The organism is Methylacidimicrobium cyclopophantes (genome assembly GCF_902143385.2).
Classification (GTDB): Bacteria; Verrucomicrobiota; Verrucomicrobiia; order Methylacidiphilales; family Methylacidiphilaceae; genus Methylacidimicrobium; species Methylacidimicrobium cyclopophantes.
In genome coordinates this window covers 1-11745 of sequence record NZ_CABFUZ020000107.1, presented here as the reverse complement: position 1 = coordinate 11745, position 11745 = coordinate 1, and the positions used below count along the sequence as shown (strand labels likewise).

11 protein-coding genes are annotated in these 11745 nt (G+C 63.3%); 5 read left to right on the top strand and 6 right to left on the bottom strand.

Translation table 11 applies throughout. From position 1 onward, the window contains the following. Positions 1-26: 26 nt before the first annotated feature. The 6 genes from dcd to FN369_RS04595 are packed head-to-tail and all read right to left on the bottom strand — an operon-like array spanning position 27 to position 6436. On the bottom strand, positions 27-599 hold the full coding sequence (gene dcd / locus FN369_RS04620; RefSeq protein WP_142525030.1) for a dCTP deaminase: 573 nt from the start codon (positions 597-599) through the stop codon (positions 27-29). Further along, complete coding sequence (locus tag FN369_RS04615; protein WP_178087676.1) at positions 583-1461, bottom strand: SDR family NAD(P)-dependent oxidoreductase; 879 nt, start codon at positions 1459-1461, stop codon at positions 583-585. Before FN369_RS04615 ends, dcd begins: the two co-directional genes overlap by 17 nt. An 8-nt stretch (positions 1462-1469) precedes the next feature. Further along, positions 1470-2981: a pyruvate kinase gene (gene pyk / locus FN369_RS04610; protein ID WP_142525028.1), complete on the bottom strand. Its 1512-nt coding sequence runs from the start codon at positions 2979-2981 to the stop codon at positions 1470-1472. After that, positions 2978-4765, bottom strand: coding sequence for an aspartate--tRNA ligase (aspS, locus tag FN369_RS04605; protein WP_142525027.1), 1788 nt, complete (start codon positions 4763-4765; stop codon positions 2978-2980). The genes pyk and aspS overlap by 4 nt, the downstream gene beginning before the upstream one ends. Continuing rightward, positions 4762-6042, bottom strand: coding sequence for a histidine--tRNA ligase (gene hisS / locus FN369_RS04600; protein WP_142525026.1), 1281 nt, complete (start codon positions 6040-6042; stop codon positions 4762-4764). The genes aspS and hisS overlap by 4 nt, the downstream gene beginning before the upstream one ends. A gap of 58 nt (positions 6043-6100) precedes the next feature. Next, on the bottom strand, positions 6101-6436 hold the full coding sequence (locus FN369_RS04595) for an HU family DNA-binding protein (RefSeq protein WP_142525025.1): 336 nt from the start codon (positions 6434-6436) through the stop codon (positions 6101-6103). 331 nt (positions 6437-6767) lie between these two features. Between FN369_RS04595 and FN369_RS04590 the strand changes: the two genes are divergently transcribed. The 5 genes from FN369_RS04590 to tsaE all read left to right on the top strand — a co-directional run bounded on the left by FN369_RS04590 (position 6768) and on the right by tsaE (position 11619). Continuing rightward, positions 6768-8285: a class I tRNA ligase family protein gene (locus tag FN369_RS04590; RefSeq protein WP_142525024.1), complete on the top strand. Its 1518-nt coding sequence runs from the start codon at positions 6768-6770 to the stop codon at positions 8283-8285. Between the two features lie 105 nt (positions 8286-8390). After that, a complete protein-coding gene (gene sppA, locus FN369_RS04585; protein WP_142525023.1) occupies positions 8391-9407 on the top strand; it encodes a signal peptide peptidase SppA in 1017 nt (338 codons plus the stop codon). Between the two features lie 70 nt (positions 9408-9477). Next, positions 9478-10248, top strand: coding sequence for a CPBP family intramembrane glutamic endopeptidase (locus FN369_RS04580; protein ID WP_142525022.1), 771 nt, complete (start codon positions 9478-9480; stop codon positions 10246-10248). 29 nt (positions 10249-10277) lie between these two features. Further along, complete coding sequence (locus tag FN369_RS04575) at positions 10278-11198, top strand: thiamine-phosphate kinase (RefSeq protein ID WP_142525021.1); 921 nt, start codon at positions 10278-10280, stop codon at positions 11196-11198. Further along, the gene (tsaE, locus tag FN369_RS04570; protein ID WP_142525020.1) at positions 11170-11619 is read left to right on the top strand and encodes a tRNA (adenosine(37)-N6)-threonylcarbamoyltransferase complex ATPase subunit type 1 TsaE; all 450 of its coding nucleotides are present in this window, start codon (positions 11170-11172) and stop codon (positions 11617-11619) included. The genes FN369_RS04575 and tsaE overlap by 29 nt, the downstream gene beginning before the upstream one ends. Positions 11620-11745 lie beyond the last annotated feature (126 nt).

Genomic DNA, 11745 nt, shown 5'->3' with positions numbered 1-11745 from the left:
GCAGGCGCGCGCCGCCCCTCGGAGGGTCAGGGCACGGGGATGGTGATCCCGCGCTGCCGCATATATTTCCCGTTGCGATCGGCATAGGAAGTTTCGCAGGGCTCCGCCGCCTCCAAGAAGATGACTTGGGCCAGCCCCTCGTTGGCATAGACCTTCGCCGGAAGCGGAGTCGTGTTCGAAATTTCGAGCGTGACGTGCCCTTCCCACTCCGGCTCGAACGGAGTGACGTTCACGATGATCCCGCACCGGGCGTAGGTCGATTTTCCCAAGCAGATCGTGATCACGTTGCGAGGAATCCGAAAGTATTCGACGCTCCGGGCCAGAGCGAAGGAGTTGGGAGGAATGATGCAAGCATCGGCCTGGACATCGACGAAGGAGCGCGGATCGAAGAGCTTGGGATCGACCACCGTATGGAATACGTTCGTGAAGATCTTGAACTCATTCGACACCCGAAGGTCGTAGCCGTAGCTGGAGAGGCCGTAGCTGACCACCGGCTCCTCGGAGGAGGAGAGCTTTCGCACCTGGGTTTCCACGAAGGGCTCGATCATCCCCTCTTCCCGTGCCTTGCGCCGGATCCAGGAATCAGAGTGGACGCCCATCGGCCTGCTTCTCCATCCACATTCGTTCTTCCGCCAACTCTCCGCCCGGCTTGCGCTTTCCCGACAGAACCGCCCGGTAGGCCATCCGCAGGAGAGGGATCGGGACGTAGGAAAAGATCGCCGCGCAGAGCCCGGGAACGAATCCCGGCGTCACCTGCGGCTTGCCCCGCCTGGCGGCATCGAGCGAGCAGCGAACGACCTCCTCCGGGGAGGTCCACATAAAGGAGGGCCCGGCGATCTTCTTCAAATCCTCCGGAGAGCGCGCCGCACGCTCGAAGAACTCGGTGGCGACGGACGCCGGACAGACCTGCGTGAGGGTGACGCCGGTCCCCGCCAGCTCCCATTCCAAGCCGTGAGAAAGGCTGTGGACGTAGGCCTTCGTCGCGGCATAGGCCGAGTAAAAGGGAACCGGACGCAAGCCCGCGATCGAGCCGACATTGATGATGCATCCTTTCCCTCGCCGAATCATCCTCGGAAGAAGCCACCAGAGCAGGCGAGTAAAGGCTCCCACGTTCAAGTCGAGCATGCTCCGCAGCCGATCCCAGTCGCCGCGATAGAAGAGTCCGGAATCTCCGCTTCCCGCGTTGTTGACCAGCGTATCCACTTCGATCCGTTCCCTCGTCAAAAGATCGAGCACCCCCTCGACCGCCTCCGCGCAGGTCAGATCCGCGGGGGCCACGACGATCTGCAGCTTCGGCCTCTTGCGCCGGAGCTCCTCCGCCAGCTCCCGCAGCCTCTCCTCGCGACGAGCCGTAAGAACCAAGCAGGCGGCTTCCGGCGCAAGCTGTCGCGCAAATTCGGCCCCGAGCCCGGACGATGCGCCGGTGATCCAGGCCGAGGAGCCGATAAAGGTTCTCTTCACCTCTCTTCCTATTCGACTTGGTAAAAGACTACCGAGCGAGCTCTTTCCCCCCGAAGCGGGACCTCCGAGAGGAGGATCACTTTGTCGCCCGAGGAGATCGCCCCCCGCTTCCGAAGCTCTTCTTCGGCGAGGGAGATCCCTTCTTCCTGGGTCATCGGATACCGGGAGGGGATCGGCTCGGTCCCATAACGGAGAAGGAGCCTGCCGCAAAGATCCTCCTCTCCCGACAAAGCGTAGATCGGAGAGTAGCGGGGCCGAAGGCCCGCGACGACGGCCGCAAGCTTGCCTTGACGGGTGAAGACGCAAATGGCGGCCGCCCGCACTTGGTCGGCCAAGTGGACGGCGGCGCTCGCAAGCTTCTGCTGATCTTCCGTCAGCTCGGCGAAGGCGGCATAACCCGCTCCTCCGCTCCGCTCCGTCCGCCGAATCACTCGGTCGAGTACGGAGACACATTCGAGCGGATAGCGGCCCGCGGCGGTCTCGCCGGAAAGCATCAAGGCGTCGGCCTGTTCGTAGACCGCGTTGGCGATGTCGGTGATCTCGGCGCGCGTGGGGACGGGATTCTGGGTCATGCTCTCCAACAGATGTGTCGCCACAATGACAGGTTTCATCTTCTGGAGGCAACTCTTGACGATGCGCCTCTGGATGATCGGCAACTCCTCGAAGGGGCATTCGATCCCCAAATCCCCGCGGGCGATCATGATCGCATCGGCCGCATCCAGGATCTGAGGCAGGTTCTGCACGGCAGCCTGGTCCTCGATCTTCGCGACGATGATCGCCTTCGATCCCCTCGCAATGAGGATCTGGCGCAGCAGATCGACGTCGTTGGCCTCGCGGACGAAGGAAAGGGCGAAATAGTCCATTTGGCACTCCACCCCGAGGTCGATGTCCTGCAAGTCCTTCTTGGTCAAAGGAGGAAGGTTGACTCGAACTCCAGGCAAATTGATATGGCGCCGGCTCCCCATGACGCCGGGAGTCACCACCTCGCAGCGGACGCGGAATCCCTGCTTCTCGAGCACCTTCATCTGGATGACGCCGTTATCCACCAGGACGACGTCGCCGACCCGCAGATCCTGGGCCAAGTCGTCGTAGTTCACCGAGACGGAGCGCTCGTCGACGCTCGGATCTCCGCGCACCGTGAAGGTAAAGATGTCTCCCGGATGGAGCTCCAGCCGGTTCGCAAGGTCTCCGGTGCGGATGGCCGGGCCCTGCGTGTCGAGGAGCAGCCCCACGCTCCTGCCGAAGCGGCGGCTCTGGGCGCGGACGAAGGCGCTCGTCCTCCGAATCCAATCCGGAGAGCCGTGGGACATGTTGAAGCGGAAGATGTCCACCCCCCGGGCGATCAACTCGCCGATCTTTTCCTCGGAATCCGTCGCCGGTCCCAGAGTGGCAATGATCCTTGTCTTTCTCTTCTGCAGCTGCTCCATCGCAACCCTCTCTCCCGGCCGTTCCTCTTCGCGCACCGCAAAGAACTCCGCTCCGAACGGGGGATGCCCCGGCCGCTCGCCTCGTGAACTCACGCGTTTCCTCTACCGGAAATAGCGATCCGCAACTCCCGCAGTTGTTTCGCGTCGACCTCCGCCGGAGAGCCCGTCAGCGGATCGACACCATGTCGATTTTTCGGGAAGGCGATTACATCCCGAATCGATTCGGCTCCGGCCAAAAGCATCGCCAGCCGGTCGAGGCCCAGGGCCACCCCTCCATGCGGGGGGGCTCCATAGCGGAAGGCCTTGAGCAGATGGCCGAAGCGCTGCTCCTGCGTCTCGGAATCGATGCCCAGAATGGAAAAGATCTTCTGCTGCAACTCGGCCTCGTGAATCCGGATGCTCCCCCCACCGAGCTCCGTCCCGTTGAGGACGATGTCGTAGGCCAAAGCCCGCACCTCGCCGTAACGCCCCTCCTCCAGAAGGGGGAGATCTTCGCTGCGCGGCCGGGTGAAGGGATGGTGCATCGACTCCCATCGGCCCTCCTCCCGGTCGAAGGCGAACAATGGAAAGTCCGTCACCCATAGGAACTTCCACTCCGAATGCTCCTTCGGTTCGCCGGAGAGGTCGGCCAGGCGGAGACGGATCCGGCCGAGAATTTCGCAAGCGAGTTGCCACTGATCGGCCGCGAAAAGGAGCAGATCCCCTTCCGTCGCTCCGAGCGCAAGCGCAAGCGCATCCCGTTCTCCGGGCGTAAGGAATTTCCCGATCGGCGATTTCCATCCCGAGCTCTCCACGCGAATGTAGGCCAATCCCTTCCCTCCGAGGCCGCGGGCGATCTCTTCGAGCGCGGCCAGCTCCGCGGCCCCGATGCGCGCAAGCCCCTTCCCGTTCACCGCCTTGACGACGCCCCCCGCGTCGAGCACCGCTCGGAAGACCTTCAGATCCGACCCGCGGAAGATCTCGCCGACATCGTAGAGGTCGATCCCGAACCGGAGATCCGGCTTGTCGCTCCCGTAACGGTCCATCGCCTCCCGGTAGCTCATGCGCGGAAAGGGAAGCGAAAGATCGGTGCCCACGACCTCGCGGAAGACCTTTTCCAGAGCCCCTTCGACCCAGGATTGAATATCCTCGGGCTCGGCAAAGGACGCCTCCAAATCAACCTGGGTGAACTCGGGCTGCCGGTCCGCGCGCAAATCCTCGTCCCGAAAGCAGCGGGCGATCTGATAGTAGCGCTCGATTCCCGAGACCATGAGAAGCTGCTTGTACTGTTGGGGGGCTTGGGGGAGAGCATAGAAGGAGCCGGGAGCGAGCCGGCTCGGAACCAGAAAATCCCGCGCGCCTTCGGGCGTGCTCTTCGAGAGGATCGGGGTTTCCACTTCGAGAAAGCCTCGGGCATCCAAGTAGTCTCTCACCGCCCGGGTGATCCGGTGGCGAAGCCGTAGGTTCTCGAGCATCCGCCGCCGCCGCAAATCGAGGAAACGGAAGGCGAGGCGGAGCTCTTCGTTCTCCACGACGGCATCGAGAGGAAATGGAAGCGGCAAGCAGGCGTTGAGCAGGCGTACCGATTGGGCCACCACCTCGATTTCTCCGGTCGCCAATCCCTCGTTCTCGGTTCCCTCCGGCCTCCGCGCCACCAGCCCTTCCACTTGGATCAGATCCTCGGCATGGAGGGCCTTCCCGATCTCCGCCGCTTCGAAATACTCCTCCGGATGAAAGACGATCTGGGAGACCCCCTCCCTATCGCGGAGATCGACGAAGACAAGCCCGCCATGATCGCGCCGCCGGTCCACCCAGCCGCAGAGCCGGACTTTTCGGCCGACGTCCGTCGCCCGCAGTTGCGCGCAATGATGGGTGCGCCACCGATTTGCGATTCTCATTCCAATCCTTTCTCTCCGGGAGATCCGAGCGGCGGGGATTCCCCGCCCCACTCGGACTCCCGCGCCCCCGTCTTGAGAAGCGCTCCAATCGCCTCGAGCGAAACGACGCGGCTCCTCCGGGAAACCATCTCCCGCACTTCCACCTTCCCTTCCATCAGCCGAAAATCTGCAAGAAGGGCATGCCGGGCGCCCACGGCCTCCGCCCGCTCCCACTGCTTCTTGGGCTTGGCGGCGTGCAGCGGATAATCGACCGAAAAACCCTCTTCCCGCAGCGAGTGTACCAGCCGAACGGCTGCGGGACGAATCTCTTCCTCCGAGATCACGACGAAAACCTCCGGCCGGGGCAGCGCCGCTTGCAGCTTTCCCTTCGCCCGAAGAAGCTCTCCGAGGACGACATCTCCCATCCCGAACCCAACGGCCGGCATCGGCTCTCCGCCGAGCCGCTCGAGCAGATCGTCATACCGCCCACCGCCCGCAATGGCGCGAAAAGCCCCCTGGCGATCGAATGCCTCGAAGACGGTTCCCGTGTAGTAGGCGAGCCCGCGCACCACGCGATAATCGAGCTCGGCAAACGCCGAGAGCCCTCGGGCGCCCAATCCCGCCAATATCCGGTCGACCGGCTCCCATGGCTCGCCTTCGTCGATCAGACGAAAGATCGGGGCGGCCAGGGGGCCTAACGCCTCTTCGGTCTTTTCCCGCGGCTGCCTCTCGATCTTGTCGATCGCCTGAAAGATCCCGTAGCGCTGCTCTTCCCGGACCTGATGCCGCTCGAAAAATCGAGCCCAGAACCCACGATCGCTCACCCGCACCACGAAATCCTCGGCTCCCAGGCCGAAGCTCCGCAAAAGATCGATCAGCAAGGCGACAACCTCGATGTCGGCTTCGCGGGACTCCTCGCCCAGGATGTCGCAATTCCACTGGAAGTGTTCGCGCAAGCGGCCGCGTTGCGCCCGCTCGTACCGGTAGACCTGAGGAATCGAGAACCATTTCAACGGCTTCCGATAGTCGCGATGGCGCGCGCGGACCATGCGCGCGAGGGTCGGAGTGATCTCCGGCCGCATCGCCACAAGCCTCCCGCCCCGATCCGTGAACTGGTAAACTTGATCCAAGATCTCCGCGCCCGATTTCTTCCGGTAGAGCTCCAAGGGCTCCAGAACCGGCCCGTCGTATTCGACGAAGCCGTAGCGCCGGGCCATGGTCCTCCAGCGACAGAGGATCGCCTCCCGGAACGCCAGGTCTTCCGGGTAAAAATCGCGAAATCCGGGAAGAGGCTGCATCGTGCGGCTCCCGCCAAAGCGGCAAAGCGGGATCAGGCACTATGCCCAGCCGCCAATTTCAGGGCGAGCTTTTTTTGCCCGCGCTCTCCTCCAAAAGCTCTTGGGTGACCTTTTGCAAGATCCGCTTGACCTGCTTCCCCGGCTTGAAGCGGACGACCGCGCGCGGAGGAATCGTAATGTCTCGTCCGGGACTCCGGGGATTCCGACCGACGCGCGCCCGGCGCAGTGCGATTTCGAAGACCCCGAAATTTCTCAGCTCGATGTTCTGCCGATTCCCGAAGCTCTCCATGAGAATCCGGAGCAAGGAGCCCAAGACTTTCGCCGCCTGTTGCTGCGGGAGGTTCGTCTCCTCCGCAACCTGCACCACCAAATCCCTTCGCGTCAGGTTTCCCATAGGGTGCTCCGTTCTTGCCTCCTTCTTCGGAAGCCGTTTCTACGGAAAGGATAATCTGAAAAGGGGGTTGCACAACAGAAAAAGAGAGGCAAGGACTCCTCGGCCGAACCCTTCGCCTCGTCCGGATACGCCCTTTTCCCCCGAAATTTTCCTCGGCGGCTTGCAAATCCGGCCGCCTCTGCTTTTGTTGGGCTCGGCATGGCCTGCTCCCCGGAACCCGTTCTTCCCCCTCGTGGAAAGTTCCTCGGTCAGAGCCGCCCGCCACGGACCCGCTGCCGAGGCTCAGAGAAAGCTCTCCGGCTTCGAACAGACTAAGCAATATTATTGATTTATGGGAGAGCGCTTTTTTCTTACGACGGCGATCGACTACGTCAACGGGTCGCCCCACCTCGGACACGCCTACGAGAAGACTCTCGCCGATGCCCTGGCTCGCTACCACCGCCTTTGCGGCCGATCGGTCTTTTTCCTCTCGGGTGTCGACGAGCACGGCCAAAAAGTCCAGCAGTCGGCGCGTGCCCTGGGGCTCGATCCAAAGGATTTTTGCGATCGGCAGAGCGAGCTCTTTCGCGCGCTCTGGGCGCGGCTCGATATCTCTTTCGACCGGTTCGCCCGCACCACCGATCCGCTCCATAAGGAAGCGGTCCGCCGTTCCCTGGAAGAGCTTCGCCGCAAAGAGCTCCTTCGCTTCGAGGAGCACGAGGGCTTTTACAGCCTGCGACAAGAGCAGTTCGTCACCGAGAAGGAACGGGTGGACGGCCGATGGCCGGAGATCTTCGGCGAAGTCGTCCCGATGCGCGAACCCAACTACTTCTTCCTCCTCTCGCGATTCGGGGAGAGGATTCGGCGCGAAATCGAAGCCCGCCCCGACTGGATCATCCCGGAGTTCCGCCGCAATGAACTGCTCGCCGCTCTCCGACGCCCGCTGCAGGAGCTCTGCATTTCGCGACCCCGAAGTCGGCTTGCCTGGGGCATTCCCCTCCCCTTTGACGAGGAGTATGTGACCTACGTCTGGTTCGACGCTCTTCTCAACTACGTCTCCTTCGCCGAAAGCGCAGACGGAGGATCCTGGTGGCCGGCGGATCTGCAGATCATCGGCAAGGACATTCTCGTGCCCGCCCACGGCGTCTACTGGCCCGCCATCCTCGATGCCCTCGAGCTCCCTCTCCCCCGCCGGCTGCTGGTCCATGGATGGTGGCTCAATCGGGGAGCCAAGATGAGCAAATCGACCGGAAATGCGATCGACCCGGTTCCCTATCTGGAACGGTATGGCTCGGAAGCCCTCCGCTACTTCCTCCTTCGAGAGATGACTCTCGGAAATGACGCCGACTTCTCCGACGAGAAGTTCCTCCAGCGCTACCGGAGCGACTTGGCCAACGATTTGGGGAATCTCGCGCATCGGACGCTCTCGATGATCGTCCGCTATCGTGGGGGGCGGGTACCCGGGTGGACCGAGGCGGAGGCGGGCGAGGCGGAAGGGGAGCTCGCCGCGGCATTCGACGAGAGAGCCTACCGAGAGGCCTTCGATCAAGGAGACACCAGCAGCGGTCTGGCCGTCGCCTGGACGCTGATCGGGCGGGCCAATCGCTATATCGACCAGGCTGCTCCGTGGCGGCTGGCCCGATCCCCCGATTCCGGAAAGCGACTCGACGTGGTCTTCGCGGCTCTGGCGGAAACTCTTCGACGGATCGCCATCTCTATCGAGCCGGCGCTCCCCCGGAGCAGTCGCAAGCTCCTGACCCAACTCGGCATCGCCGAACGGCCGCTGCTCGCCCGATGCTCCTTTGCGCCGCCGAGGGAAAGCTATCCGATCGGAGCCCCGGAGCCCCTTTTTCCAAGGATCGAGGAATAGCCGCGGGAGAAGCCCCGGATGCCAGACGGGGCCGGAGAAGGGATCGCGCGCCGCTCGTGATCTTGCCATTGCCCTCGGAAGCTCTCTCTGTCATTCTCGTGGGCCATGAATTCCGGGAAACGGACCGGCTGCGCAACGGTGTTTTTCATCGTCCTGCTGGTGATCAGCCTCTTGCTCAACTTCTTCTTCTGGAACGCACTCCAGATGCGGAAGGGCGCGGGCCCGGAGATGAAGGCGCCGGAATTCCCCGAAGAGTATGTCGCCGGAGATGCGGACCGCGATCAGAAGATCGTCCTCGTCCGTTTGCAGGGACTCATAGCCAGAGAAGAGCCCGGCCAGTTCTCGGAAAGCATGGTGGAGGACATCGAGCTGCAGCTCCGGCAAGCGCGAGAGGACCGCAAGGTGAAAGCCGTTCTCCTCGCCATCAACTCTCCCGGGGGGGAAGTCGACGCGAGCGATGTGCTCTACCACGCGATCGAACGGACGCGACGGGTCAAGCCGATCGTCGTCTACATGGAGTCGGTCGCCGCCTCGGGCGGCTATTACGCGGCGATGGGCGCCAGCTATCTCCTCGCCAACGATCTTTCCCTCACCGGAAGCATCGGCGTGGTGCTGCAGACCTTTAACGTGAAGGATCTGCTCGACAAGATCGGCGTGAAGGCGTTGACGCTCAAGTCGGGCAAGCTCAAGGATCTGCTCAATCCGACTCGGGAGATGACTCCGGAGGAGCAGGCCTACGTTCAAGGGCTCATCAACGAGAGCTACGATCGATTCGTCGGCATCGTGGCCCGGGAACGGCACCTCGATCTCAACGAACTGAAGACGCACTGGGCCGACGGGAGAATCCTCTCCGGATCGATGGCTCTCCAGGCCAAGCTCGTCGACCAACTCGGATATTTCGAGGACGCGGTCGAGAAGTGCAAGGAGCTCGGAAAGGTCAAGACGTCGCGCGTGGTTCGGTATGTCCCGCCTTTCCGGCTCGCCGCGCTGGTCCGGGGCCTCTTTGGAGCGGAAACTCGGGCGAAGGGCGCTCTTCTTTCGCCCGGCAGGCTTCCGCTGATCTCCGGACGTCTCTACTACCTGGCGCCAACCCTCTTTGGATCCGGCGGCTTCCTCCCGTGACCTTCCCGCAACCGATCTTCCCCTTTCCCCCCGAGTCGATCGCCAGCTCTCCGCCGCGGTTCCGCCGGGAATGAACGAGATCACTGGCAAGCTCCTGCACCAATACGGGACGCTGGTTCTCGGCTTCTTCGCGGCCAGCTTCGCGGCCGCCCTGAGCTTCGGCATCGTCTTCCGCCGCCTCCAGAAGGAAGGGAGGCTCCGCTACGGCCAAGCACCGACGATCTTCTTCTCCTCGATCGAGCTGGTCACCGTCCTCTTGTTCCTCATCTCCGGGGTCTTCTTCTCGGCGGGAAGCCTCCTAGCCCTCGTCGCGATCTTGCTCCTGGTCCGATTCCACCGGCTCGACTACGCCGCCTACTTCGGGACGAAACGGATGTCCCCTTGGCAAATCGTCGCCGTCGGCTTTTGGATCGCCCTCGCCGCCGACCTCCCTCTCCGGCTCGTCGCGGGGTTGGGCGAGCTCGTGGGACAGGCGCTCGGCGTGCCCGCGCCGCCTCAACCCGCGATCGAGCTTTTTCTGCGAACGCGCAGCTGGCCGCTCCTTTCCCTGTTGTTGGTTTTCATCCTCGTCTTGGCTCCCGTGGGGGAGGAGGTGCTCTTCCGCGGCTTCCTCTACGTCTACTTGAAGAACCGCCTCTCCCGTGGCGCGGCCCTCGTCCTGACCGCTCTGCTCTTCGCCCTGCTCCATTTCCACTGGCCCACCTTCCTGCCTCTCTTTTTCTTCGGGCTGCTGCTCGGCGTCGCCTATGAGTTCTCCGGCTGCCTCTTGCTCTCGGTTGCCATTCACTGCTGGTTCAATAGCTTTACGACAGGACTGCTCCTCCTCGCGAAATTCGGCTGAGCCGAGAGGAGGAAGGGGAAAGTTTCCCGATGAGGCGGCGGAAACCGGTCTTCGATCGCACAACCCTAGCGGCCTTGGGCGAAGACGGCCTCCTTCGACTCCTGACGAGTCGATGGCGGCCCGGGCCCACGGTGCGGACCGGGGTGGGCGACGACTGCGCCGTTCTCGCGGGAAGGGGGACCGATCACTCCCTGCTCTTCAAGGTCGACTCGGTCGTGGAAGGGGTTCACTTCCCGCCCGACACTCCTTTTCGGCTCGTCGGGCGCAAAGCGCTCGCGCGGGGGCTGAGCGATATCGCCGCTATGGGAGGTCGGCCGCTCGACGCATTGATCGCTCTCGCTCTTCCTGCGACGGCCGCTGCGTCGGCCGTACGGGATCTCTACCGTGGAATCGAGCGTCTGGCCCGGCAATCGGGCGTGGATCTCGTCGGAGGAGAGCTCAGCCGAAGCCGCCAGCTCGTTCTGACGATCGCCCTTCTCGGGGAGACGGCGGGCTACCCACCCCTCTTGCGCTCCGGCGCTCACCCGGGAGAGGGACTCTACGTGACCGGAAGCCTTGGAGGGAGCCTCTCCAGCGGACGCCACCTCCGATTCCGACCGCGGCTCTCCGAGGGCCGCTGGCTCGCCGAAGGAAGGTGGGCCACCTCGCTCATGGACATCAGCGATGGATTGGCTGCGGATCTGCCTCGGCTCGCTCGGGCTTCCCGCGTCGACTTTTCCGTGGACGAGTCGCGGCTGCCGCGCCATCGTGGCTGCTCCGTGAAGGAGGCCCTCTGCGATGGGGAAGATTATGAGCTGCTCTTCACGGTGCCACCGGACCGAGAGGCCGCGCTCCGGAGGGAGTGGCCCTTTTCGACCCGCTTGAGCCGAATCGGCCTCTGCCTCCGTCCCTCCGCCGCCGCCCGGACCCTGCCCGACTCCCATGGATTCGATCATTTCCGCCTCTCCTGAGGAAACCGAACGATTCGGCCGCCGCCTGGGGGAAAAGGTGCGGCTCCAATCGGTCTTCGCGCTCTACGGCGACTTGGGAGCCGGAAAGTCGACCCTTGCCTGCGGCATCGCCCGCGGCATCGGCGTCCGGGAACCCGTCACAAGCCCCACCTTCACTCTGGTGCACGAATACCGGAGCGGACGGCTCCCGCTTATCCATGTCGATCTCTACCGATTGGAAGGACCCCGCGAGGCGGAAGCGCTTCACCTCGAGGAACTCTGGAGCGAGCCGGCGGTCCTCGTGATCGAGTGGCCCGAAAAGATGGAAGATCTCCTGCCTCCCCAAACGGAGCGATGGGAGCTCTTGCTTCTTTCCGAAAAAGAACGGATGATCCGGCCGAAAGGCGGGCCGATTTCCCGCTCGGGCGAAGCCATCCTTTGATCCAACGCCTCTCATGATTCTAGCCTTGGAAACATCTTCGTCCTCGGGCAGCTTGGCGATCGGCGAAGCCGGACGGATCGTCGCGTCGCGGACGTGGAACGGATGCCGCCATTCGGCGGCCCTTTT

Coding starts and splice junctions, on each gene's coding strand:
- sppA (WP_142525023.1), top strand. CDS start 8,391: ATGAATTCCGGGAAACGGACCGGCTGCGCAACGGTGTTTTTCATCGTC.
- FN369_RS04575 (WP_142525021.1), top strand. CDS start 10,278: ATGAGGCGGCGGAAACCGGTCTTCGATCGCACAACCCTAGCGGCCTTG.
- aspS (WP_142525027.1), bottom strand. CDS start 4,765: ATGAGAATCGCAAATCGGTGGCGCACCCATCATTGCGCGCAACTGCGG.
- tsaE (WP_142525020.1), top strand. CDS start 11,170: ATGGATTCGATCATTTCCGCCTCTCCTGAGGAAACCGAACGATTCGGC.
- FN369_RS04590 (WP_142525024.1), top strand. CDS start 6,768: ATGGGAGAGCGCTTTTTTCTTACGACGGCGATCGACTACGTCAACGGG.
- FN369_RS04580 (WP_142525022.1), top strand. CDS start 9,478: ATGAACGAGATCACTGGCAAGCTCCTGCACCAATACGGGACGCTGGTT.
- dcd (WP_142525030.1), bottom strand. CDS start 599: ATGGGCGTCCACTCTGATTCCTGGATCCGGCGCAAGGCACGGGAAGAG.
- hisS (WP_142525026.1), bottom strand. CDS start 6,042: ATGCAGCCTCTTCCCGGATTTCGCGATTTTTACCCGGAAGACCTGGCG.
- FN369_RS04595 (WP_142525025.1), bottom strand. CDS start 6,436: ATGGGAAACCTGACGCGAAGGGATTTGGTGGTGCAGGTTGCGGAGGAG.